Origin of the sequence: Paraflavitalea soli (assembly GCF_003555545.1) — a bacterium.
GTDB classification, from domain to species: domain Bacteria; phylum Bacteroidota; class Bacteroidia; order Chitinophagales; family Chitinophagaceae; genus Paraflavitalea; species Paraflavitalea soli.
Map to the genome: position 1 here is coordinate 7,674,306 of NZ_CP032157.1, position 24,045 is coordinate 7,698,350.

Sequence of the window (24,045 nt, forward strand, 5' to 3'; positions counted from 1 at the left end):
ACAAAAAAGATTGGCTGCCCCGCCGGGTAACCAATCTTTTTTATATTTATCCGCATTCCCTGCTGTAAAGCAGCAAACAATAAGCACCAGATAATGAAAACACTCTTGCTCGGTATTTTATTTGTTTTTACGGCTTTCGTCCTGAAAGCACAGGAAGGTCATGAGCTTTGGTTGCGCAGTTCGCAAAAAACGGTTCCCGTAAAGATCATCTGCTCAAAAAATACACCCACGCTTGCCATCGCCAGGCAGGAACTGCAACAGGGATGGCAAGGTGAGCCAAATGCTACGGTTACCCTTTCCATTACAAAGAATAAAAAAATCAAGACCGACGGATTCAGACTTACCCAACACGAAGTAGAAGCCACCACAGATAGGGGGATCCTGTATGGCGTATATGAACTATTGCGCCGGCAACAAACGGGTGAAGGAATACAGGATGAAATTTGTAATCCTTCCTATGCCATCAGGATGTTGAATCACTGGGATAACCTCAATGGTACCGTGGAGAGGGGTTATGCAGGTATGTCCATATTCTGGCGCAAGGACGATCCGTTTGTCGTGACAGAGCAGGATAAAACCCGCTGGCAGGAATACGCACGTGCCAATGCCTCCATTGGTATCAATGGCTCATCGATCAACAACGTCAATGCTTCTCCCACTGTATTAACCCCTGAATACCTCAACAGGACGAAAGCCATTGCTGCTGTACTGCGCCCTTATGGGGTCAAAACATACCTCTCTGTAAATTTTTCTTCCCCCAAAGTGATTGGAGGTTTACCCACCTCTGATCCATTAGATCCTGCCGTGATAAAATGGTGGAAGGATAAAGTGGATGAAATATATACGCTGATACCGGACTTTGGAGGCTTCCTGGTTAAAGCCAACAGCGAAGGGCAACCGGGACCACAGGATTTTGGTCGCACCCATGCTGACGGCGCCAATATGCTGGCCGATGCACTCACCCCTTACGGAGGTATCGTAATGTGGCGCGCCTTCGTCTACAGCTCCAATGATAAAGACAGGGCAAAACAAGCCTACACTGAATTTGTACCGCTCGATGGGCAATTCAGGGACAATGTGATCATACAGGTAAAAAACGGCCCAATAGACTTTCAGCCTAGAGAACCCTTCAGCCCCTTGTTTGGGGCCATGAAGAAAACGCCGGTGATGACTGAATTCCAGGTAACACAGGAATACCTCGGCCATTCTACTCATCTGGCCTTTTTATCGACCATGTGGGAAGAATGCCTGCAATCCGATACTTACCAGGAAGGACCGGGAAGCACGGTAGCGCGCTGTACCGACGGCAGCCTCTATCCCCAAAAATATACAGCTATTGCAGGCGTATCCAATATAGGGTTGGATACCAATTGGTGTGGGCATCATTTTGCCCAGGCCAACTGGTATGCCTATGGACGCCTGGCATGGAACAATAATTTAAGAAGCGAACAGATTGCCGATGAATGGATCAGACAAACCTTTCCACCCGCCTCACCTTCAACAACAGGGTCATCGCTTTATGCAGCCGACTGGAGAGAAAACTTCCTGGTGCCAGTAAAGAGAATGATGCTCGAAAGCAGGGAAGCGGTAGTAAACTATATGACGCCGCTTGGGTTGCATCATATTATGTCTGCCAACGGGCATTATGGCCCCGGCCCCTGGTGGGCGCCCGAAAAAATGCGGGCAGACTGGACACCGCCTTATTATCACCAGGCAGGTACAAATGGTGTTGGTTTTGATCGTACCAAAAAAGGCAGTGATGCCGTGGATCAGTACCGTGAACCATTGGCGGCACAGTTCAACGATCCGGCAACCTGTCCGGACATGTTCTTGCTGTGGTTCCATCATTTGCCCTGGGATTATAAAATGAAAAGCGGGCGCACATTGTGGGAAGAGATCTGTGCCCATTATGATAAAGGCATACTGCAGGTGCGGCAGTTTCAAAAGACCTGGGACAAAGTGCAGCCATATGTTGACAGCAGTCGCTTCGTAGCTATACAACGTAAGCTGCGCACGCAATGCAGTGATGCCCTTGTGTGGAAAGATGCCTGCCTGCTTTATTTTCAACAGTTCAGCCAGATGCCCATCCCGTATTACCTGGAACGCCCGGTTAATAACCTGGATGAGATCAGGGCCAATGAGTTTTTGAAAAGGATACCGTAAAAAGGAAGCTGTCAGCCTTAACGTTTGTCAGTCTGAGTCCCGCGAAGCGGGATAAACGCTGTCGAAGGCGTCTAAAGGGTGGGGCGCCCTTTCGGGGCGGCTCACCCGGATCTAAAGGAGCTTGTAGAAGGCGGCTAAAGGGCTTCCTCTTGGCTTCACCCTTTCTTCAGCGAAGAAGCCCTGATGATCATATCCGCCCGCAGGGTGATGGAGTTGGTGCTATAAAGATTGCTGATGCCTTTGAGGTGGTTGATGAGGTTGGTAACAGCCGTATTGCCCATGGTATCGCCGGAGTAATCGACAGTAGTAAGATTGGGTTCAATGACCTTGCTGATCGGATCATTGTTGAAGCCGGCAAAAGCTACATCTTCGGGAATGCGCAGGCCGGCCGTTTTAAGAGCGATCATGCAATAGACAGCAGCTGTATCATTGGCCGAAAATACAGCATCGGGTCGTTTGGCAGCTGTCAGGTTAAGGATATGTTTAGCTGCTTCTGCGCCGGCCTTTTCAGATAGCGTACTGATAAAATGCATTTTTTCGTTGAAGGACAGGTCATGGTCTTTAAGCGCCTGCCGGTAACCATCGAATCGCTCTTTGTAAACATTCCTGAGTACATTGCCGCCCAGGTGCATGATGCGACGGCAACCCTGGTCTATCAGGTGTTTGGTGATATTATAGGCAGCGCCATAGTTGTTGATGACAATGGAAGTGCTGGCATTGTGCGGATGAACACGGTCGAAGAAGACCACCGGTATCTTGCGTTTGAAAAAAGGTTCCAGGTGGTTGATGTTCTGCGTATCGTACGAAAGGGAGATGAGTAGTCCGTCCACCCGTTTGTTGAACATGGTGGCCGCATTGAGCTTTTCTTTTTCCGCATCTTCCAGCGATTGGGCAATGATGAGGTTGTAACCATGCCTGTTGGCGGCGTTTTCCATACCAGCCAATACGGAAGACATGAAATAACTGTTGAGTCTTGGCACCAGCACCCCCAGCGTATGGGTGCTTTTGCTTCTCAGGCTGCTGGCAAAAGTGTTGGATTGATAGCCCAGCTCTACGGCAGCCTCGGCAATTTTCTTCCGGGTATTCTTGTTGACAGAGGGACTGTTTTTCAAACCCCTGCTCACAGTGGCTGCTGAGATGTTGAGGTGTTTGGCGATGTCGTATATTGTTACTTCCCGGTTTTCGGCCATTGTCGTAGCTGGTTGTTGATCAAGGAAAATAAGCATTTTCTGAACTAAATGTAAAAATAGTGCTTATTCCGTTGTATGGCGGGCACTGGAAACATAATAACCTATAACTATTGACTATTCACTATATGATCTTAATGGAGCAAACAATGCGTTGGTTCGGGCCAAATGATCCCGTAAGCTTATGGGATATACGACAGGCAGGATGTACGGGCGTAGTAACAGCCCTGCATCATATTCCGGTGGGAGCGGTATGGACAGTTGAGGAGATCAACATCCGCAAAGCCATGATTGAAGCGGTAGGTATGAGCTGGACGGTCATTGAAAGTCTGCCGGTGCACGAGGACATTAAAAAGCAAACCGGTAATTACCGGCAGTACATTGAAAATTATAAAGAGAGCCTGCTCAATGTGGCGCAGTGCGGCCTGAAAGTTGTGACCTACAACTTCATGCCCATACTGGATTGGATGCGCACGGATGTTTCCTACGAGATGCCCGATAAAAGCAAGGCCCTGTATTTTGAACGGTCCGCCTTTATTGCCTTCGACCTCTTTCTGTTGAAAAGACCCGGTGCAGAGAAGGACTATACGAATGCCGACATACAAAAAGCAACAGCAAAGTTTGAGGGTATGACACAGTTGGAGAAAGACACCCTTTTCCGCAATACCATGCTGGGACTGCCCGGTAGCGATGAGGCGTTTACACCGGAACAGGTATTGACAGCCTTGAAAACCTATGATGGGATTGATGCGCAACAATTGAAACAACATTTGTATTATTTCCTGCAGGAAATTGTACCCGTAGCTGAAGCCTGTGGATTGAAACTGGCCATTCATCCCGATGATCCTCCCTATAGTATTTTAGGGTTGCCGCGTATTGTAAGTACTGCACAGGATGCCAGGGACCTCCTGGCCGCTGCGCATTCACCAGCCAATGGACTTTGTTTCTGTACTGGTTCATTTGGCGCCCGGGCCGATAATGACCTGCTTACGATGTTGCGCGATTTTGGCGACCAGGTGCATTTCCTGCACCTCCGTAATACCAAGAGAGATGCAGAAGGCAATTTCTATGAAGCCGATCACCTGGCCGGTGATGCCGACATGTACACCATCATCAAAGAAATACTGCACATCATGCAGCGGAGAAAGATGCCCATCCCCATGCGGCCCGACCATGGTCACCAGATGCTGGATGATCTGCATAAGAAGACCTATCCCGGCTATTCCGCCATCGGGCGGCTGCGTGGACTGGCAGAGTTACGCGGACTGGAAATGGGCATCAGCAGGAGCCTGCAGTAGATTACACCAGCTGCATCGTCTCCGTAAACACCTGCCCAAACCGGTCGGTTGCTTTTACCGTGATCTTCTTAGCAGCGGCCGAAGGCCTGGCAAAGAAGAGGTGATCCGTGAGCGTAGGCTCTACAAACTTGTGCTTCTTCGGTAATTGGGGCCCGCCATGCAGTTCTATTGACCAGGGATCGAGTGCTACTCTTTGCTCCATGATACCCTTGGCCACATCATCTTCCCACCATTCTATTTTCCATTTGGGGTCCCAGTTCCATATATTGGCTACTATTTCATCCGGTGCAGTGGCCAGCTTACCTTTTCCATACACCCTCAGCTGATGATCTTTTTCTTTACCGGTCGACTTATAATACCATTTGAGCTCATCTCCATCTACCTCGTATACACCATAACCATTGGGTGTACCGTCACTGCAAATAGGCCCTGTCCACCAGGCGCCGCATACCGTACCGTGTACATGCTCCATCAGGTTGTCCTTTTCCCATTTTTCATTCACGTGCGTATGGCCCGACATGATATGCGTCTTGAACGGCTTCAGCAGTTTGTACAGTTGGTTCCTGTTCGATACCGTACCGCCAATCGCTTCTTCTTCCAGTTTATTTCTCCGTTGATTACCCGTATCCGTAGGTATATGGTTGCTCACTACTACCGTTGAGCCTGGTTTTACCAGCGCGAGGTCCTGCTCCAGCCAGCGAAGTTGTGCTTCAGTGAGATAACCAATGTATTTCTTGGCAGTGCCGATAAAGAATACATTATCGAGTACGATATAATGGACCTTACCCCGGTTGAAAGAATAATACGTAGGGCCAAACTGCTGTTTGAAGGTTTTAGCCGATACATCATCTGAACCACCGTCTATATCCATATCGTGGTTGCCGATAACATTAAAGAAAGGAACACCCGTAATATCCACTGCTGCCCGGTAATCCGCAAACAGTTCAAAATGGTCCCATACCAGGTCGCCGCAGCCAATGCCATGGAACAAAGTGCCCTGGGGATAACCAGCTACCAGCTGGCGAAGGTCCGGGGCGCTTTGGGTTTTGAGCAGCTCACCATCTTTGGCTGAGATGATCTGCGTATCGGCCCATACTACAAAATTGTGTTTGGTGTCATCAGTGGTCAGTTTCTCCAGGTGGAAGTCAGCTTTCAAAGCCCCTTCTTTTTGCGTGAGCGCCTGGTAAAACTGTGCAATACCTTTATCATGGGGAAAGGCATAACCTGCCGGTACACTGATGTATACAAATTCAGCAGCAGAATGCGCATTGATCGTATAGTTACCTTTTTTATCCGTGGTGGCAACACTGTATCCATCTGTTACCGCCACATTCGCTATGCCGCTGCCGTTGCTTTGTACACGGCCCTTAATGGTAAGTCCGGTAATAAGCGAAGTACTGGCTGCATGAGTAAGCGCTGCCGGTGCAGAAAATGCGGCGCCTGCCAAACCAAAGTTTCTTAGAAAATTCCTTCTTGTGATCATATTATTTATTGACTATTATTTCAGTTTCGTCGCTCCTTCCCCTTCGATCTCTGTTACCGGAGATTGTTTGGTAAGGAGGTAATTGGTCTGTGTGCGTGCTTTTGTCCACCTTCCCAGGGAGAGGTTGTACTCGCCTCCGAGCAGGTTGAAATAACCCTGATCGGCCGTTGCATAAGTAAGACTGAGCGTATTGGAACCTTGCCTGTAAAAAGGCTGGTCCTGCAGCGTAATGGGGTTCTTTACATCATACCAGTCATTATTGGTGATGCGGTAACCCATGGCAGGAGGCCCTGCAGTATACAAACTACCGCCCGTGGCTACAAAGATCACATCTACCGGTTTGGAATTGCCGGTCAGATCCGTGCCTTCAAATACAGCCAGGCCGGATGCATTGCCGCTATTGGCAAACAAGCCACCTGTTTTTGCGCCGAAGCCATCTCCATTGTTATTGACATAATCTAAGGTCCGTATCCAGTTGGAAGTGCTCATACTGGTGGAACCAGACCCGTTTATTCTTTTGGTGGTGCCTCCTACATAGAAGAAGCTGCCTTTGGCGGCGCTGCCTGTGGTAAGATTGAATTTAAAAGTACGTTGGTTGCCCGTGGCCCATCCATTAACAGGGTAGCCAGAAGGGTTGGAAGCATTGGCATTGTTGGTAACAACCACCGAAAATGGCGTGGTAGCAAAGTTGATGTCCTTTGTGGCCATCATTTGAATGTATTCATAATTACCATCGCCGCCTGCCACATCACTCATAAAGCCGGTGATGATGACCGGCGGTATTTCTATTACAGAACTCAATACCACCACATCATTGTCCGTACGCAGGTGGAAGCGTGGGACCAGCGTTCCTTCCGGTCCGTTGGTATTGAAAGCAATGCCATAGAAATTGGCCAGTACAGGCGCCTGAAGGTTGGCAAAACTGGCATTGGCCGCTGTATGCAGCGTAATATTGCCAAAGCCATCATTAAGTAGCTTATCGCCCGAGAGTACATCACCCGCAGCGGGGAGGGGATCGAAACCACCTTTCACGATCACCGATAGAACGCTTTCATAGTCTGCCGGGTTAGCCAGCATAAAGCTGATAGGTACGCGTAATGCCAGGTAACTGTTGCCGGAGGATACTTTTTTGATGGCGTTGGCCGGCAGGTTGGTGATCTGCAGAATGCCATCCACTCTTTTGAGCAGGGCGCCTTCTACATTGGCCACCACCGAATCGCCGGGGTGATAGTTGGCAGCTTCAGCGCCAATGGGAATAGCAATGCCCCGCAGCAATCCCAGCCGGCGCATATCTTGTATGACCAGCAATCCGGCAGGCAGGTTTCCTCCCGAATGTTCAGATACGACCATCCCCGTGATGGACGTTGAGCCCAGCATATTTTCTTTGGTCAACGTAACATCCTGTCCTTTATAAATATTTCTCAGATCATAAATGCCTATAAAGCTGTTTATTGCTCCACCCGGGTAATTGTCTTTTTTACATCCCCACAGCGAAGCTAATGACAACAAAAAGAAAGAATATAGAATGATCTTTTTCATTGTACTGTTTTTGTAACTGCTACTGTTCTTAAACTGTATTTTGTTTTCCCAATCCTTATTTCCTACTCACGACTCGCTATTCGAGACTCACGGCTTCTGCCACCATACCTGCGTGGCTATGTGATCAGGCCCTTGTTCTGCCAGCGCCAGTTTATAATTCGTAGGATTCGTTGATTGCACATATACCGGGTAGGTCATCCTGGCCGGCATTACACCTCCGTTTCTTAAGCCTGGACCCTTCGGCAGGGTGGGATGACCCGTGCGGCGATATTCAAACCATTGCTGCATATCTGTGAGGAACAGCGCATAATATTTCTGCAGGTGGATCCGTTCCATTTTATCGTCCACACTGGCGGCATCGTCCCAGTCAATATCCGCTGCGGCCAGGAACTCCTGGATATTGTGAACGCCCGTACTTGTATCTGGCCAGTTGGGCAGCCAGAGTTTAATGCTCGCATCGGCGCCATTCTCATAGAACGTTTTTGGTGAACCGTTGATCCATCCTTTCAGGGCAGCTTCCGCATACATGAAATTCACTTCAGCGAAGTTCAGGATCATACCTGCCAATGGTTCCGTCATTAAAGAAGGACCCGCGCCGCTGTTATTGGTATTGGAATAAAAGGATGCTTTTTGGCCAGGGTCCTGTCCGGGCAGGTAACCACTGGGTACGCCTACATAAGCGCCCTGTGAAGGAGCGATACCCCACCGGTTGGTTTTAGTGGGTGTTCCCGTTCCGTAAACAGGGATATTGATGCGTGGATCATTCCACACTGCCAGGTGCTCAATGAAGAAACTACCCAGGCTGGGCGCCCTGAAATCCTGTTCCCTTACACTGAGGTAGGGCGACACAAAAGGACCCTGTCCCGTCCAACGTAAGATGGCTGATTCATCGTTCTTGGCGATCTTGGGATAAGTAGAGGCTTTGGTATCTACGATCTCTTTGATCTTGGCAATAACCATATCAGCTACTTCTGCCTTACCGGAAATGCGGAGCAGGAGCCGTAAGTAGAGCGTATTGCCAAACTTGCGCCATTTAGCAATATCCCCATTGTATACCGGATCACTGGCGGCTACAATAGCAGGCCCGCCATTTAACAACGTGTTGGCTTCCTCCAGCTTTTTAAAGATATCGAGGTATATATCCTTTTGTTTGTCAAAAGGCGGCTCAAACAGCAGCGAGTCTTTCGCAAGATTCGAGTGAAAATAAGGAACGTCGCCATAAGTATCCGTGATAAGGGAATATACCCAGGATTGAAGTATCAGTGAAATGCCCTGGTACGACTTGTTGAGTGTAGGCGTGTCTTTCGCTATTTTGTACAGATCCTTCAGGTTGGTCATTTCCAGGTACCAGCCATTGTAGAGATAGTCAGACCAGTTGGAACGGAAATCATACCTGAACACCGTGCCTTCTCCATCATTTCTGTTCACCGTTACCTGCATCAACTCATTGTTGAAGTTGCGGTTGCGCAGCATGTTATAACCCATGATCCCTACGAGTGCAGGCGCCAGCAATTGATGCGGTTGCGATTTGGGCGTATTGTTGGGATCAGTATTGATCTCCGTAAAATCTTTGGTGCAGGAGGCTAATGCCATACTGAACAGCACTATTGCCACTATAATTTTATTGATAGTCTTTTTCATTGTTTCAAGAATTAGAATCCAACAACAAGGTTAAATCCGAATGAACGGGTAGAAGGAAACTGCGCGATCTCAAACCCTTGTACGATGTCACTGCCGAGAAGCGTACCAAATTCGGGATCAAACATCGGCCAGTCAGACCAGATAAAAAGATTACGGCCATATACACCAAGCGTGGCGCGCTGTAAACCAAGTTTTCTGACAAGATTGGGTTTGAAGTTATAATCCAGCCTGGCTTCCCGGAATTTGATATAGTCTGTACGGAATGTATTTCCTTCCGCATTGTCTGTACCGAAGTGAGATCGGTAATACTCATCTATGTCCATTGCAACTACATCATTTTTCCGGTACTTGCTATCAGGACCCATTACCACACCATTGCCGATGATGCCGCTGTACCGGCCCGGCAGGGTCTTGGTGGTCTTACCTTGTTCCGCCAGTTTGTAGTTCATCAGTGAATGCCCTACCGCGCCGTATTGTGCATCGAACAATAAATTCAACCGGAATTGTTTATACGAGAACTCGTTGGTGAAACCAATTTTCCATTTGGGGATCGTATTGCCGAGATAGGTAACATCCTGCGAGATGAGCGCAACACCGCTTTGTGCATCATACACAACTTGTCCGTCCGGAGACCTTACATAACCTCTTCCGTACATATCCCCCATGCTGCCGCCTACTTTAGCTACGATCTGACCGCCGCCTACAGGACCATTTTGAAGCACGATAGAGCTATCGGGCAATTCTTTTACGATATTGGTGTTCGCCGAGAATACAATACCCGTAGTCCATTTGAAACCTTCCTTCGAGGTTATAGGTGTTCCGTTAAGTGCCAGTTCGATGCCTTTGTTGGCCACCTTGCCGATATTGATCACAGCATATTGGTTGCCGGAAGCGCGGTCCAGCTGGCGGTTCAGGATCTGGTCTTTGGTATAACCTGAATATACAGCGAGGTCAACACTCAAACGGTCCCTGAACATTTTCATAGCAACCCCTGCTTCATACGTGATCGTTCTGAGTGGTTTCAGGTTGGGGTTATTCAGTGCCCCCGGATTTTCCAGGCCGCCGCCATACAAACTGCCTGCCGAAGAATAATAGAAGGCCGTCCGGTAGGGGATCATTTGGGCACTGCCCACGTTAGAGGCTGAGAACCGCAGTTTGAGGAAGCTGATGTCCTTGGGTAATTTAAAGGCTTCAGAGGCTACAAAGCTCAGGTTGGCCGATGGATAAAAGAAACCCGTATTTTCTGTACGCTGAGGCGTGGCCAGCGCACTGTTCCAGTCCTGCCGGCCGGTAATGTCGAGGTACAGGAAGTCTTTATAACTGGTAGTGAGGATACCGTAAAAACTGTTGATGACCACCTTCGATTTGTAGGGCAGGGTGATCAAAGGACCGGCCGCATTGGCAAAAGTATAATTGCCTGGGTCGATGAGTGAATCAGCCCTGGTTTCATCACGTGTATAGGTATTCTTGAGCGTGCTGCCGCCTCCGGTGATGGAGAACTCGAAATCCTTCTGTATCCTTTTGGTGTATTTCAACAGGAAGTCAGCACTGGACTCCATCGAAAAGATATTCTGCGTGCGGTAGCTTCCATAGCGGTATTTTGAACCTGCATCAAAAGGACGTTCCTGTGCACGCTGGTCGTATCCAAAGTCCATGGATGTCCTCAACATCATGCTCAACTCTTTCGTGAAGTTATAGGTAGCCTGTACATTGCCCGTCACACCATGACGATTCGTGCTGTTGATGAATTCGTTGACGATCGCATAAGGATTTTCAGGAAAGCTGCTATAGGGGTAGAATATCTTTCTGCCTTCCTGGCCCTTTACCCAATAGTTCTTCAGCCAGTCAATATCTGCATTGGGCTGCCAGAAAATATACCAGTACATGATCGACTGGTTACCATATCCGGCTCCCGGCAGGTTATCACTCCATTTGTTGGTATAGTTGATCTTCGAACTTACCTGCAGCCTGTCATTCACTTTTGAATTGACTGATAACGATACCGTATTACGCTTATAACCCGTATTAGGTATGATCCACTTATTGGTCACATTGGTTACCGAAAAGCGGGCCGTGGTCTTATCCGTACCACCATCTACACTGATGGTATTGGTAATGGTATTACCTACATCAAAGAACTCACGGAGCTTGTTCTTATAAGGTACCCAGGGCGTAGCGATCGTATCCCGTCCCTGCAGCCCATTGTTATACTGGAAGAACTTTTGCCCGTCAAACCGGGGACCGTACGCAGAACTGGAAGAGGAATTGGCTGATCTGCCATAGTCATAATCTGCTTGTCCATCCAGTCCGATACCATATTCCCATTGCAGGTCGGGCCAGCGGTTCACCTGTTCCCAGGCAACATTGGAACTGAAAGTAATACCCAGGCCTTTCCTTTTATTGCTGCCCGATTTAGTGGTGATGACCACCGCGCCGTTGGCAGCGCGTTGGCCGTAGAGCGCCGCGGCGCCAGGTCCTTTTAGCACAGTCACTGATTCAATATCTTCCGGGTTGATATCATTGAGGCCGCTGCCATAATCGGCTGGCATATTATCACTGCCCGTGCCATAGGTTTCTTCACCTGCTATAGCGCTGCGCCGGCCACTGCCGTTGTTGATCACCACACCATCTACTACGATCAGCGCTTCATTGTCGCCCGTAAGGTTGTTCTCCCCACGCAGGATGATCTTATTGGTACCTGTAGGGCCGGCATTCGAACGTACCAGGTTCAATCCAGCTACCTTGCCCGATAGCGCATCTGTCCAGTTGCCGCTCATAGCATCCGTCAGTTGCTTCCCATCAACCGTAGTGGTAGCATAACCCAGGGCTCTTTCCGCACGTTTGATGCCGAGTGCCGTCACTACCACGTTCTGCATTTGCGTTTCGTCCTTGATCAGGTCTATCTTCAATAACTGTTGTTCCGAGGCGGCAAATTTCTTCTTGGAAGGCAGGTAGCCTACCGCTGATATGTCCACCGTTCCTTCCGCCAAAGGAAGCTTTTTACTAAAGGCCCCCTTTTCATCGGCTACTGCAATCGTTGTTCCTTGTCCGGCTTGTTTGATTATGACCGTGGCGCTGGGCACAGGATTATCTCCTTCTGTAATGATGCCCTGCAACACCATATTGGCTGTTTGTTGCCGGGGTGTTTCAGATTTCCTGATGATCCAGCTGCTACCGCTGGCCGTAGCTTTAAAATTTGCCGGTGCCAGCACTTTGTTCAATAAGTCTCCTACTGTGGGCGCCTCATAACTGCCAGCCGTTACCCTGAACGCTGCCAGTTCCTCATTGGCATAAGCCAGTTGTGCTTTGAATTGCTTGCCAAAATCTTCTACTACTTTGGCCAGGTTGCCCGCTCCATGCCGGAACCGGAGCTGACTGCTTTGCGCCTGTAGCAGACCTGCTGTAAGCAACAGGACCAAAAAGCTGAAAGGTGTTTTTAGTTTCACGTTTTCCATGTTTTTTTCATTACAGTATAGACAATAGGTTAGCTGTCTGTGCCAGGTGCGCCAGCAGCAGTGATGAACCAAATGGTTAATTCAATGATATGTTAGTGGATATTATAGCCTGTCAGTACATTCAAGACCTGTAAGTTTTCTTCCATGGATAAGGTCATGTTCCAGGTTAAACTTATTTTCATCGCCGGATTCGTATGTTCCTTCGATAGTGTTACTCCATAATACGATTCTATATAGTGGATCAATGTTTCCAATGATATATTGTACAGCCTTATTTCCTTACGAGCCCACCAGTCAGCTAGCCCGGGATCTACGCTTTCAACAGGGGCCGTTTTCCCCTTACGTGTTTGTACACGTTGCCCGGCAGTAAGGATATTGCTGCTGTTTGTATTAACCAGGGATACCCTCCCTTCCTTCACCGTCAATTGTATATCAGCCGAATCAAGGCGGCTGATCGTGAACTGGGTACCCAGTACCGTTACCTGCTGGTTATTCACCGCAATAGAAAAAGGATGCCGGGTATCTTTGGCAATACTAAAGAACACCATTCCTTTGGCAAGCTGCGTAGTACGCTTGTTCCTGAAATCAGGATATACCCGCACCACCGATCGGGGAGCCATCCACAATACAGAACCATCTTCCAGTTGTATTTGGCGGGCACTGTCATTTGCCACCAGCTCTTTCCAGGATTCCACCGGCATTTCCTGCTGGTTCCAGGGTAGCTTAATGAGCACCGCTACCAGTATGGCCGCAGCCGCGCTAAGCCCGATATAGAATAACTGCTTTTTCTTACGGCGGGTATTGTCCAATCGTTGATGGATCGTATGGAGCATGGCCGCTTTACGAGAAGCGTCCATGGCATCCGGTTGCTCCCATGCCTGCTGCCATTGCTCATCGTCTTTAGGTGTATGTTGCTGCCGTGATTTTCGGGGCATGAGAACGGGTTTGTATAATAGACGCTCGTGGAGAGAAACTGGTACTAGACCTTTTTTAAGAAAATAGCGGAGTTAACGATTTGGTCATATTGCGAGGGATAATGACCCATGCCGCTCTTGTTGCCTGGTCGGCAATTCCATTGTGGGGGCAAGCGCGATAGGCTTACAGGAAAAACAATTGTACCTGGCGTAATAACTTCACAATGCGTTGGCCGGCCGTATGCAATTGGTTCTTCACCGTTTGCTCACTCAGTTGTAACTCGGCGGCTATTTCTTTTACCGAGCGTTGTTCTTCAATTTTCATGGCGTAGATGCGGCGCATCTGACCGGGCAGTTTTTCCATGGCGCCGCGCCACATATAATATACCTGCTTGTATTGATATTGCTCATCAGGCTGAGGCGTTCCTTCCTCCTGCTCCGGCATATCGTCTGTAAGCGTATACTTCCTTCTCCGCGAAGCGCGGATATGATCACTGATACAATGCTGAACAATGGTATACAGGTAATTGCGGAAAGAAGAGTGGATAACAATAGACTGTCGTTTGTGCCACAGGCGTATGAATACCTCCTGCAATACATCATTCGCTTCTTCCGACCCATTCAGGCGCATCCGTATATACGTGTGCACCGGGCCGGCAAAGCGGTTGAAGATCTCATCAAAAGCAGTTTTGTCCCCCGCTCGCAACTGCAACAGTAATGACCCTTCATCGGGGGCTAATTCCTGATAGTTCATAATGGCGGCAAACTTAGTTACCAAATGTAACGATGTCGCAGCAGCTATTTTATCAAATGTTTAAGTTTTTATGCCGTTGCAGGTTTTTGCAGGACAAAACCTGACATTTGGCCCCTGGGCAAGCCTATTTCTATGTCAGAAAAAAATACTAATTTAAAGGACCCATAAATGCAAACGATTGCGTTCATGACTCCCCTCTATCCTCGCGAAAACGCTACCGGTAGCCAGTGATCATTTTATAACCATTAACAACTGAGTTTATGATGTGGGAAGACTTTTTAGCTTGCAGGAGAAAGAGAATGGAACAACAGCGTATTGACCAGCTTTCTCATCCGGCGCAGCAACAGCAGGAGCCCTATGATCAGGCCCTCCGCGCCAGCTTCATCAAAAATTTCCGCGAAAAGATGGAGCAGATCATTACCCCCGCCTTTGGTAAATGTGTACAATCACTCAACAGGTATGGCATCGTCGCGCAGCAGGTAGACAGGATGGAGCGCGAACACCCCAATGTATCGCTCGATATCCGCTACGATACCCAAAACTATTGCATGTTCCTCCTGGCCCCCATGGAGGCCGAAGGCAAAGTGGCCATGCGCACCTTAATTCACAAGGACAATGAATGGAATTATGAAGATGCTACCCGCGTAGAGGTAGATCAGCTCTCCGAATCCCTCATCAGGGAAAAGGTGCAGGAAGCCATCAATGCCCTGGATAATCAATAATAATCCCTTGATTTTAAATTATTGTAGAAAATGTCATCCTTTCAGGGTGACATTTTTCGTTTTTGACCATATATATCTGTAACCCTCCTGCAAAATGGATGACCACAAGATCATTGACCTGATCCGTTCCGGCGGCAACAATCTGTATGAGCTGAATAAAAAGGCAATCGGCCTAAATATCAAATTGCCCCCTGTTTTAATCATTTAGCCCCCTGTCATGTCCACCAGTATCCTTACTTTAGCGCCGCTAAGGCGAAAGCCTGCCAACGAAAACAGATTAAAAAACAATTAATGGGGAATTTCCCGGGGAGGGTAGTTAGGATATTATTGATCATATTGCTGCCGGTAGGTATAGTGCAGGCACAAACGGTGCCCGGAGTAAAGCACTCCACCATTGCCGATGGCTGGGCCAATAATTCCATCAATGTGGTGGTGTTTCGCAAAAACTCCCTGGTTACCCACGATGGCTGGCAGTACACCGCTTTCTACGACCAGGACCGCTATGTAGTACTGGGCAAAAGAAAACAGGGCGCCGCCCAATGGCAGTTGAAAAGAACACCCTACCAGGGCAATACCGCAGATGCCCACAATACCATCAGCCTCATGGTCGATGGAGATGGTTACCTCCACCTTTCCTGGGATCACCACAACAATGCCCTGCGTTATTGCAGAAGCAGTAGCCCGGGCTCCCTGGAGCTGACAGATAAAATGCCCATGACCGGCCAGTTGGAAGAGCGGGTGAGCTACCCCGAGTTCTATAAGTTACCCAATGGCAACCTGCTATTCCTGTACCGCAATGGCCAATCAGGCCAGGGCAACCTGGTCATCAATCAATATGACCGGCATACTAAAAAGTGGTCGTCCCTGCACAGCAACCTGATCGATGGAGAAGGACAGCGCAATGCCTATTGGCAGGCTTGTGTGGATACCAAAGGTACCCTGCACCTCTCCTGGGTATGGCGCGAAACACCTGATGTGGCCAGCAACCACGACTTGGCTTATGCCCGCTCAAAAGATGGTGGCCTTACCTGGGAAAAGAGTACCGGCGAAAAATACCTGTTGCCAATTACCGCCGCCACCGCTGAATATGCCTGCCGCATTCCCCAAAAAAGTGAATTGATCAACCAGACCTCCCTTTATGCCGACGGCAAAGGGATGCCCTATATAGCTACCTATTGGCGCGAAGCAGGCTCCGCTGTACCGCAATACCATGTGGTGTATGCCAATGGTAAGCAATGGCAGGTGCAGGACCTGGGCTTCCGTACTACCCCTTTCAGCCTCAGTGGAGGTGGTACCAAACGCATTCCCATTTCACGGCCGCAGGTCATGGTATGGCGTACAGGCAGGCGCATAACGGCCGCCCTGGTATTCCGCGATGCAGAGCGCAACGATAAAGTATCCGTGGCTATAAAGAATGATATCACCAAAGGAGCCTGGCAGGTGACAGACCTGACCACGGAGTCCGTAGGATCATGGGAACCCACTTACGATACCGAATGGTGGAAACAAAAAGGCATCCTGCAATTGTTTGTACAAAAAGTGGAGCAGGTGGATGGCGAAGGCAAAGCAAATATTCCACCCCAACCCATACAGGTATTGGAATGGAAACCATCACCTACATTTGACGATAACAAAAAACGATAAAAGCATATATGAAGCGTAACATTACCTGGTTAAGTTATTTATCCGTTACCCTGGTCATTACGGGCCTTTCCTGCAGTACTTCAAAGAAAGCCGGCATTTCAACCGACAAAGCCCTGGCACAATCCTTTGATAAAGAATTTGTAGATGCTGGTGCCCAGTATAAAATATTGGCGAAAGACCTGCCTGCTGATAAGTTTCCCAAAACATATTTCCCCACTACCGGTAAACACGAGTACAGCAATTCCGGTTGGTGGTGCAGCGGCTTTTACCCCGGCACCTTGTTCTATCTCTATGAGCAAACAAAAGACATTGCCTTATACAACGAAGCAGTAAGGATATTGGAACCCCTCAAAAAAGAACAATACAATAAAGGAACCCACGACCTGGGTTTTATGATGTTCTGCAGCTTCGGCAATGCCGAACGCATCCAATCCAAACCCGAATACAAAGAGATATTGATCAACAGCGCCAAATCACTCATCACCCGCTTTGATCCTAAAGTAGGTTGTATCAGGTCATGGGATTCTAAAAAGGCCGAGTTCATCGTCATCATCGACAATATGATGAACCTCGAATTGTTGTTCTGGGCTACACAGGTTACCGGCGATTCTATTTATTACAAGATAGCCGTTACCCACGCCAATACTACTATTAAGAACCATTTCCGTCCCGATTATAGTTCTTACCATGTCATCAATTACAATCCTGAAACAGGTACCGTGCAACAAAAACGCACAGCCCAGGGCGCTGCTGATGAATCTGCCTGGGCCAGGGGACAAGCCTGGGGATTGTACGGTTATACCGTCATGTACCGCGCTACCAAAGACAAACAATACCTGGACCAGGCCAATCATATTGCACATTTCATCTTAACACATCCCAACCTGCCGGCCGATAAAGTGCCGTATTGGGATTTCAATGCGCCCGGTATTCCCAATGCATTGCGCGATGCGTCTGCCGCTTCCATCATGGCTTCCGCTTTCCTGGAGCTGCAGCAATATGTGGATGATGCCAAAGCAAAAGAATATGTCAGTGCAGCTGAGACCATGTTGCGCTCCCTGTCATCCCCTGCTTACAAAGCAGCGCCGGGCACTAATGGTGGTTTCATCATTGAGCATGGCGTAGGTCACCTGCCTGCCAAATCCGAAGTAGATGTGCCCCTTACCTATGGCGATTATTATTATGTAGAAGCCATGAAACGGTATAAAGAGCTGGCTAAATAAGCATGACCTTATTACATATATTTTCAAGTGCGGGCTGTCTGCAAAGACAGCCCACACTTTTTTGTAATATTGAATAGCTACCACTTACTTTTTCCCGATCAGGTAACTCACTCCAACACTCAGCGTGTGTAATTTGATGGACGAGTTTTCACCCATGTTAGATAATCCCGCCGCATACCGCAGATCAATGCCCAGACCTTCCGGCAGACGATAGCCTATGCCCATTACGAGCGAAGTCTCAAACTTATTCAGGATGTGCTTCATATCTTCTTCCGCATCAGTGTCTTTATAGATTGCTTTTCCCCTGACCAATAGGCCGAATTGAGGGCCGCCATTTACAAAGAATCCACTGCTATGATGAAGCTGGAACAATAATGGCAGCCGCAGGTAGGAAATAACGTATTTCAAACCGCCAGTCTGCGCGCCTTCCTGCGAATAGAACAGTTCTGGCTGCAGGATAAATAATTTGCTGAAAGAGAAACTGGCTACAGCGCCCGCATGCCAGCTGGTAAGGGTTTTAACTCCTGTGACCTCTTTGCCGATCATAGTAGCGAAATTGATACCAGCCTTCGGGCCAAATTGTACAGGGGGCTGCGCATTACATACATACGAAAGCAAAATGAGTACGGAACAAAATAATTTCCTTTTCATGGTGGTGTTTTTTTGTGGCACAAAAATGCTTCACTGCTCCGCTTCCCGGAAGCCGCGCTTAACGGATACCTTGTTTGGGTTAATGGAAATACAGGTTGTCTTAAAAAAAAGTCTTCTTAACACTTGATTATTTACCTTGCTGGTTTGAACCCACATTCCTTCGTATCTTGTCGCCTCACAAATCAACCATATGAAAAGAACCATCCTGGCGATCTGTTGTATTGTGTGCGCAATAGCAGTACAGGCACAAACCCCAAAGAAAAATAGCCAGCCCGTCAACGATAGAAAACAATGGCTGGCCCACCTCGATAAACTCGCCCGGCCTGTATTGTCCAACCTCGCGGCAGGCACCCTCCGGCAAAACATGCCCGTGATCTTATCACCCAAGGTCGACAACGCCGCCAACCGCGCCCAGGTAGCTTACCTCGAAGCATTTGGAAGGGTACTCGCAGGCATCGCCCCCTGGCTCAACGGCGAAGGCGGTACCGCTGAAGAACAGGCCCTCCGCAATCAATACCGCGAATGGACCCTCAAAGCCATCGCCCATGCAGTAGATACCGCCGACAAAGATTATATGCGTTTCACCGGTGGTCAGCCATTGGTTGATGCTTCCTTCATGGCCCTGGGCCTCGTACGTTGCCCCTGGTTATGGGAACACCTCGATCCCAAAGTACAGGCCAATGTAATAGCCGCTTTTAAAGCCACCCGCTCTATTGTACCGGGTTATAGCAACTGGATCCTCTTTTCAGGAATGATAGAAGCCTTCTTCTGTAAATATGGGGTCGACTATGATGGAGTGCGCATTGAGTATGGTATCCGAGAATTTGCCGGCAACTGGTATCTGGGCGATGGGGTTTATGGCGATGGTCCCCAGTTCCATTGGGATTATTACAACAGCTATGTGATACAGCCCTACCTGGGCAATATCCTCGAAGTATTGCGCAAACGCAATCCCCGGGCTTATGATTGGTATGCACCTAAGTTCGAGCAGATCAGCAAACGGTATGCAGTGATCCAGGAGCGCCTCATCAATACCGATGGCACTTTCCCCGTTACCGGTCGTTCCATTTGTTACCGCGGCGGCGCTTTCCACCACCTGGCCGATATGGCCTGGAGAAAACAATTGCCCCAGGAAATAACGCCGGCACAGGTTAGAAGCGCCCTCACTGCCGTGATCAATAAAACCTTTGAACCCGCTTCTACTTTTACCAAAGATGGCTGGCTCAACATAGGCTTGTATGGTAGCCAGCCCGGCCTCGCCGAAGGGTATATCAATACAGGCAGTGTATACCTCTGCACAACCATCTTCTTACCACTCGGATTGCCCGAAACCGATGAATTCTGGGCTGCTCCCGCAGCACCCTGGACTGCCGTAAAAGTGTGGAGCGGACAGGACATGCCGGCCGACCATGCCGTGGACGTCAGGTAATGGTTGCATCAGCGCTGTTAATACTTTGATAAGAAGCGGAGCCTGGCTTGAAAGATTCGTTAATATGTAAAATCGCCAACTCTTACCATGTTGGCATGAATTTATATCGGCGTAAATTGCTATATATTATTCATGCTTAAAAATGACAACAGGTATGAAAGCACTGCAATTAACAAGGAAGCTGGCTATGTTATTGGTGGCAACACTGGTACTCACAGCTACACTGATGGCGCAAAACGAGAAAGCCGACAAGAAAGCTGAACAGGCTGCAGCCACCAAGGCCTTGATAGATGCCCAGCGCTATGTATTTAAACCACAAAGTGCCAATCCCATGCGCGGTCGTACCGTGCAACTTACAGCAGAGTATACCGTGAAAGTGGGCAAGGACACCATCATAGCTGACCTGCCTTATTTCGGACGCGCTTTTTCGGCGCCCATCGATCCCACCAAAGGAGGCATACAATTCAATTCAACCAAATTTGATTACAAACTCGAAACCATTAAGAAAGGCTGGCAGGTAACCATCAAGCCCGCTGATGTGAGTGATGTACAACAGTTCTTCCTCACCATCTTCAACAATGGCTCCGCTACCTTACAGGTCACCAGCAACAACCGCACACCGATATCCTTTAATGGATATGTAGTGGAGCGGAAGTAGAATACAGAGAGTAGAGACCCAATACTGCATTCTTTAAGCGCAGTCCACCGATCAAATACAAAACCCGCAGGTAATGCAAATGCAGCACCTGCGGGTTTGTTATTTCAGGTTGTTACAACAGGTGACACCTTTCCCAGGCGTCGCAAACGAAGGTGTCACCTGTATTCTGAAACTTTAGTCAGTACGTTCAAATCGCGGAGCCATTCTGTATTCTAAATTCTGTATTCTAAATTCTTCACTTCAGCTTATTCCTCTTCACCCCTTCAAACGTGATCTTCACAGGCTGTATCAGCCCATCTTTGTCAAAGACCATTTTATCAATGCAGGTCACCCGGTGATTAGCTGCCGTTTCTCCCAGCGGCCTGCGGTGATACACAATGTACCAGTCATCCTTGCCGGGTACCTGGATCACCGAATGATGCCCTGCGCCCGTAGCTACCGCTGAATCCTGCTGCAATACCGTACCGATCCTTTCAAAAGGACCAAACGGTGAGTTCGACATGGCATAAGCCACTTTATAATTAGGGCCGCCCCAGCCGCCTTCCGACCACATGAAATAATATTTCTGATCCCGGATAAATAGGAAAGGGCCTTCCACATAGCCTTTGGGCGTGATCTCTTTGAACGTGCTGCCATCTGCAAAAGGTACAAAACCCGTAAAGTCGTTCTTCAACTTTACAATATTGCAATGCCGCCAGCCGCCATAGATCATATAGTATTGCCCGTCTTTGTCTTTGAATACAAACTGATCGATTGGCTGAGCACCATTGTAAAATTTATCCAGCAATGGCTTGCCCAGCAGGTCTTTAAAGGGACCTTGTGGCCGGTCGGCCACCGCCACACCAATCCCGCCGGCTTCATTGTTGTTCTGGATATCATTAGCGGAAAAGAACAGGTAGTATTTTTTGTCCTTCTCTACAATGGCCGGCGCCCACATCGCCTTATTGGCCCATTTGATCGCGGCCGTATCCACTATCCGTGCATGTTTTTGCCAGGTCAGCAGATCCCCAGAGGAGAATGCATCCAGGAATACCTGCTTTTCATACTTGTCTGAATAAGTAGGATATACCCAATATTCCTTATTGAAGATAACTCCTTCGGGGTCGGCATACCAGCCTTCAAATAGGGGGTTGCCGGATGTTTTTTTCGTCTGCGCTCCCGCTATCAAACCAAGGCCCATCAATCCGGCCAACAACAAATATCTCATGTGCATAAAATTGATAAGTCTGCAATATACCACCCGGCAGGTAGATAAACAGCATTAGTTGGTTAAGACCGCTTTAAAATTTATAGACGAAACCCACGCCCAGCAACTCTTTGATCTGCGCCGTAGCCCCGCCGGCCGTGCCATCCGCCTTCACCGTCTTTACATCATTGTCGTAGATCAGATCAACAGAAAGGTTCATATTGATCAGCTTGGTCACCTTCACCGCTACTATATTCGTCCAGAATATGTCTATATTAAACGGGTCATGCCGGTAGTTGGAAAACAGCTCCAGCCTCGTTTTATAGGAAGTAGTAGGCGTAAGATTCTTACTCCAGTTCACCGAAGCATAAGCACCCACTTCCATTTTTACATTCTTACCGCTATCTACCCCAAAAGCCCCCACAGCCGCCAATGAATCATTTTGTACAATGACCCACCTGGCCGTGATCGGCGAAAGGAACAGCGAAAACCCCTCTACCGGTTTATAGTCCATACCTAACGATAAGACTATATAGGCTGGCGACATGACATTGGAGGTAAGTACCTTGGTGGAATCGGTAGGGTAGGCATACCCTTTGGCAAACTGGCTCCTGAAGTTCAGCAGCGTACTCAGGTACCATTTCTTATTATCCAGCTCATAGCCATATTTCGATACAAAGTCTATCCGGTCATCCGACTTCCGTTGTCCCAGGCTCGTGGTATTCACCATACCATAAGCGAGGTCCAGACTATTATCCCAGGAATGACGGCCTTGTTTATAATGCGCATATAAGTTCAGCAAAGATGTCAGTGACAGCGAGAATTTGTCACCCCCTGCTGCCCAGTTGCTCAATGCTCCCTGGTTCACATTCAGGTTGAAAGTGCCCCCTGTTTTCCAGGCGCGCTTGCTGGTATCAGACGTGTTTTTGCTAATGGTACGGCTGGATTCACTTCGTAGGCCTTGAACAGTTTTGTCTTGTGCAGATAGGCGCAGGCTGCATAGGGTGAGCAGCAGGAATACATATTTCATGTCAATGGTTTTGGAAAAAAGACCTCCTCCCACAAAAAAGCTGCCAAATTAGCTTACCAGTTTTCTGCTCGTAGCTCATAGCTCGCAGCTTGCCTTCGAAACCGGTTTAGTAATAATTTATTAATTCCAACCCTCATTATACCCTGGCAGGTGGTAGTATCTTGCGCCGATCCTTTAACTTACTGGTATGAAAAAACTCTTGCTCTCTTTGGTTGGTTGTTATACCTTGATGGCCGTTGCCCAACCTACCGTGTATACGACGGCCAATGCCCATTCCCACAACGATTATGAAAAGCCTGTCCCTTTTCGCGCAGCCTACAACGAAGGGTTTGGTTCCGTGGAAGCCGATCTTCACCTCATCAATGATACCTTATGGGTGGCCCACGATAGCGCAACACCGGGCGTCAGTCCCAGCTTTGAACAATTGTACCTGCAGCCCCTCAACCAGGAAGTAAACCTGCATAAAGGCTTTCCTTATGTAGATCACAATAAATCCTTACAACTGCTCATCGACCTCAAAACAGATGGCGTTCCCACCCTCGCCAAAGTGGTGGCTGTCCTGCAGCGATATCCCGCCCTTACCAATTGTACACAGATCAGGTTCGTGATCTCCGGCAGTCGCCCCGATCCCGCCGCCTGGAACCAATACCCCGCCTTTATTTGGTTTGATGGAAATCTCGGTGAATCCTATACCCCTGCCACCCTGTCAAAAATTGCCCTGTTGAGTGCCAGCTTTACCAAACATTCCACCTGGAATGGCAAAGGCCGCCTCATCGCCAAAGAGCAGGACAGCCTGCAAAAGCTGATCGCCGGCGCGCATGCCCTGGGCAAACCCGTTCGCTTTTGGGCCTCTCCCGATAATACCAATGCCTGGTACCAGTTGATGAAGCTAAAGGTGGATTACCTCAATACCGACCGTACCCGTGAACTGGGCGCTTTCCTCAAAAAACTACAGAAGAACAGCTATCGCAACGATAAAGCATAGGGAGTTCCGGCCACGGCCAGGTAAGCAATAACACACCAGTGGCCGCAGTTTTGCAGCATGTCCATTTAGTTAAGTTTAGTTAT

18 protein-coding genes are annotated in these 24,045 nt (G+C 48.6%); 8 read left to right on the forward strand and 10 right to left on the reverse strand.

What is annotated here, in order from left to right; all coding sequences use genetic code 11:
• Positions 1-93: 93 nt before the first annotated feature.
• Positions 94-2,163, forward strand: coding sequence for an alpha-glucuronidase (locus D3H65_RS29555; protein ID WP_119053756.1), 2,070 nt, complete (start codon positions 94-96; stop codon positions 2,161-2,163).
• A 155-nt stretch (positions 2,164-2,318) separates the two neighbouring features.
• On the opposite strand, the gene D3H65_RS29560 is transcribed toward D3H65_RS29555, so the two are convergent.
• Positions 2,319-3,353: a LacI family DNA-binding transcriptional regulator gene (locus tag D3H65_RS29560; RefSeq protein ID WP_119053757.1), complete on the reverse strand. Its 1,035-nt coding sequence runs from the start codon at positions 3,351-3,353 to the stop codon at positions 2,319-2,321.
• Positions 3,354-3,487: 134 nt separating this feature from the next.
• Between D3H65_RS29560 and uxuA the strand changes: the two genes are divergently transcribed.
• Positions 3,488-4,648 carry a mannonate dehydratase gene (gene uxuA, locus D3H65_RS29565; protein WP_211345573.1) on the forward strand — a complete coding sequence of 387 codons (1,161 nt, stop codon included), beginning with the start codon at positions 3,488-3,490 and terminating at the stop codon, positions 4,646-4,648.
• A 1-nt stretch (position 4,649) separates the two neighbouring features.
• On the opposite strand, the gene D3H65_RS29570 is transcribed toward uxuA, so the two are convergent.
• The 6 genes from D3H65_RS29570 to D3H65_RS29595 form a co-directional block, all read right to left on the reverse strand.
• Positions 4,650-6,131, reverse strand: a complete 1,482-nt coding sequence (locus D3H65_RS29570) for a calcineurin-like phosphoesterase C-terminal domain-containing protein (RefSeq protein ID WP_119053759.1) — start codon at positions 6,129-6,131, stop codon at positions 4,650-4,652.
• 15 nt (positions 6,132-6,146) lie between these two features.
• Positions 6,147-7,670 carry a DUF5689 domain-containing protein gene (locus D3H65_RS29575; protein ID WP_119053760.1) on the reverse strand — a complete coding sequence of 508 codons (1,524 nt, stop codon included), beginning with the start codon at positions 7,668-7,670 and terminating at the stop codon, positions 6,147-6,149.
• Positions 7,671-7,757: 87 nt separating this feature from the next.
• A complete protein-coding gene (locus tag D3H65_RS29580) occupies positions 7,758-9,311 on the reverse strand; it encodes a SusD/RagB family nutrient-binding outer membrane lipoprotein (RefSeq protein ID WP_119053761.1) in 1,554 nt (517 codons plus the stop codon).
• Between the two features lie 11 nt (positions 9,312-9,322).
• The gene (locus D3H65_RS29585; RefSeq protein WP_119053762.1) at positions 9,323-12,766 is read right to left on the reverse strand and encodes a SusC/RagA family TonB-linked outer membrane protein; all 3,444 of its coding nucleotides are present in this window, start codon (positions 12,764-12,766) and stop codon (positions 9,323-9,325) included.
• 92 nt (positions 12,767-12,858) lie between these two features.
• Positions 12,859-13,701 (reverse strand): FecR family protein, encoded by an 843-nt coding sequence (locus tag D3H65_RS29590; RefSeq protein WP_119053763.1) that lies wholly within the window; start codon positions 13,699-13,701, stop codon positions 12,859-12,861.
• Positions 13,702-13,864: 163 nt separating this feature from the next.
• Positions 13,865-14,434: an RNA polymerase sigma factor gene (locus D3H65_RS29595; RefSeq protein ID WP_162915874.1), complete on the reverse strand. Its 570-nt coding sequence runs from the start codon at positions 14,432-14,434 to the stop codon at positions 13,865-13,867.
• A 260-nt stretch (positions 14,435-14,694) separates the two neighbouring features.
• Here D3H65_RS29595 and D3H65_RS29600 point away from each other — a divergent pair, with 260 nt between their 5' ends.
• The 3 genes from D3H65_RS29600 to D3H65_RS29610 all read left to right on the forward strand — a co-directional run bounded on the left by D3H65_RS29600 (position 14,695) and on the right by D3H65_RS29610 (position 18,023).
• The gene (locus tag D3H65_RS29600) at positions 14,695-15,156 is read left to right on the forward strand and encodes a hypothetical protein (protein ID WP_162915875.1); all 462 of its coding nucleotides are present in this window, start codon (positions 14,695-14,697) and stop codon (positions 15,154-15,156) included.
• Between the two features lie 291 nt (positions 15,157-15,447).
• Positions 15,448-16,800, forward strand: a complete 1,353-nt coding sequence (locus D3H65_RS29605) for a BNR repeat-containing protein (protein ID WP_119053766.1) — start codon at positions 15,448-15,450, stop codon at positions 16,798-16,800.
• Between the two features lie 8 nt (positions 16,801-16,808).
• A complete protein-coding gene (locus tag D3H65_RS29610; protein WP_119053767.1) occupies positions 16,809-18,023 on the forward strand; it encodes a glycoside hydrolase family 88 protein in 1,215 nt (404 codons plus the stop codon).
• 84 nt (positions 18,024-18,107) lie between these two features.
• On the opposite strand, the gene D3H65_RS29615 is transcribed toward D3H65_RS29610, so the two are convergent.
• On the reverse strand, positions 18,108-18,674 hold the full coding sequence (locus D3H65_RS29615) for a porin family protein (protein ID WP_119053768.1): 567 nt from the start codon (positions 18,672-18,674) through the stop codon (positions 18,108-18,110).
• 190 nt (positions 18,675-18,864) lie between these two features.
• On the opposite strand from D3H65_RS29615, the gene D3H65_RS29620 reads away from it, so the two are divergent.
• Together D3H65_RS29620 and D3H65_RS29625 are read left to right on the forward strand one after the other, a co-directional pair.
• A complete protein-coding gene (locus tag D3H65_RS29620; RefSeq protein WP_119053769.1) occupies positions 18,865-20,103 on the forward strand; it encodes a DUF2264 domain-containing protein in 1,239 nt (412 codons plus the stop codon).
• A 154-nt stretch (positions 20,104-20,257) separates the two neighbouring features.
• Entirely contained in the window at positions 20,258-20,761 is a 504-nt protein-coding gene (locus tag D3H65_RS29625; protein WP_119053770.1) for a DUF4251 domain-containing protein, read from the forward strand.
• 235 nt (positions 20,762-20,996) lie between these two features.
• On the opposite strand, the gene D3H65_RS29630 is transcribed toward D3H65_RS29625, so the two are convergent.
• Together D3H65_RS29630 and D3H65_RS29635 are read right to left on the reverse strand one after the other, a co-directional pair.
• Positions 20,997-21,968, reverse strand: a complete 972-nt coding sequence (locus D3H65_RS29630; RefSeq protein ID WP_119053771.1) for a glycoside hydrolase family 43 protein — start codon at positions 21,966-21,968, stop codon at positions 20,997-20,999.
• A 73-nt stretch (positions 21,969-22,041) separates the two neighbouring features.
• A complete protein-coding gene (locus tag D3H65_RS29635) occupies positions 22,042-22,977 on the reverse strand; it encodes a DUF3078 domain-containing protein (RefSeq protein ID WP_119053772.1) in 936 nt (311 codons plus the stop codon).
• 187 nt (positions 22,978-23,164) lie between these two features.
• Between D3H65_RS29635 and D3H65_RS29640 the strand changes: the two genes are divergently transcribed.
• A complete protein-coding gene (locus D3H65_RS29640; protein WP_119053773.1) occupies positions 23,165-23,962 on the forward strand; it encodes a phosphatidylinositol-specific phospholipase C/glycerophosphodiester phosphodiesterase family protein in 798 nt (265 codons plus the stop codon).
• The last annotated feature ends 83 nt before the right edge of the window (positions 23,963-24,045 follow it).

Excerpts from the sequence above, each read along its gene's own strand:
- D3H65_RS29595 (WP_162915874.1), bottom strand. The coding sequence starts at position 14,434 with ATGAACTATCAGGAATTAGCCCCCGATGAAGGGTCATTACTGTTGCAG.
- D3H65_RS29580 (WP_119053761.1), bottom strand. The coding sequence starts at position 9,311 with ATGAAAAAGACTATCAATAAAATTATAGTGGCAATAGTGCTGTTCAGT.
- D3H65_RS29555 (WP_119053756.1), top strand. The coding sequence starts at position 94 with ATGAAAACACTCTTGCTCGGTATTTTATTTGTTTTTACGGCTTTCGTC.
- D3H65_RS29635 (WP_119053772.1), bottom strand. The coding sequence starts at position 22,977 with ATGAAATATGTATTCCTGCTGCTCACCCTATGCAGCCTGCGCCTATCT.
- D3H65_RS29640 (WP_119053773.1), top strand. The coding sequence starts at position 23,165 with ATGAAAAAACTCTTGCTCTCTTTGGTTGGTTGTTATACCTTGATGGCC.
- D3H65_RS29575 (WP_119053760.1), bottom strand. The coding sequence starts at position 7,670 with ATGAAAAAGATCATTCTATATTCTTTCTTTTTGTTGTCATTAGCTTCG.
- uxuA (WP_211345573.1), top strand. The coding sequence starts at position 3,488 with ATGGAGCAAACAATGCGTTGGTTCGGGCCAAATGATCCCGTAAGCTTA.
- D3H65_RS29615 (WP_119053768.1), bottom strand. The coding sequence starts at position 18,674 with ATGAAAAGGAAATTATTTTGTTCCGTACTCATTTTGCTTTCGTATGTA.
- D3H65_RS29630 (WP_119053771.1), bottom strand. The coding sequence starts at position 21,968 with ATGAGATATTTGTTGTTGGCCGGATTGATGGGCCTTGGTTTGATAGCG.
- D3H65_RS29585 (WP_119053762.1), bottom strand. The coding sequence starts at position 12,766 with ATGGAAAACGTGAAACTAAAAACACCTTTCAGCTTTTTGGTCCTGTTG.
- D3H65_RS29610 (WP_119053767.1), top strand. The coding sequence starts at position 16,809 with ATGAAGCGTAACATTACCTGGTTAAGTTATTTATCCGTTACCCTGGTC.
- D3H65_RS29625 (WP_119053770.1), top strand. The coding sequence starts at position 20,258 with ATGAAAGCACTGCAATTAACAAGGAAGCTGGCTATGTTATTGGTGGCA.
- D3H65_RS29620 (WP_119053769.1), top strand. The coding sequence starts at position 18,865 with ATGAAAAGAACCATCCTGGCGATCTGTTGTATTGTGTGCGCAATAGCA.
- D3H65_RS29600 (WP_162915875.1), top strand. The coding sequence starts at position 14,695 with ATGATGTGGGAAGACTTTTTAGCTTGCAGGAGAAAGAGAATGGAACAA.
- D3H65_RS29560 (WP_119053757.1), bottom strand. The coding sequence starts at position 3,353 with ATGGCCGAAAACCGGGAAGTAACAATATACGACATCGCCAAACACCTC.
- D3H65_RS29570 (WP_119053759.1), bottom strand. The coding sequence starts at position 6,131 with ATGATCACAAGAAGGAATTTTCTAAGAAACTTTGGTTTGGCAGGCGCC.
- D3H65_RS29605 (WP_119053766.1), top strand. The coding sequence starts at position 15,448 with ATGGGGAATTTCCCGGGGAGGGTAGTTAGGATATTATTGATCATATTG.
- D3H65_RS29590 (WP_119053763.1), bottom strand. The coding sequence starts at position 13,701 with ATGCCCCGAAAATCACGGCAGCAACATACACCTAAAGACGATGAGCAA.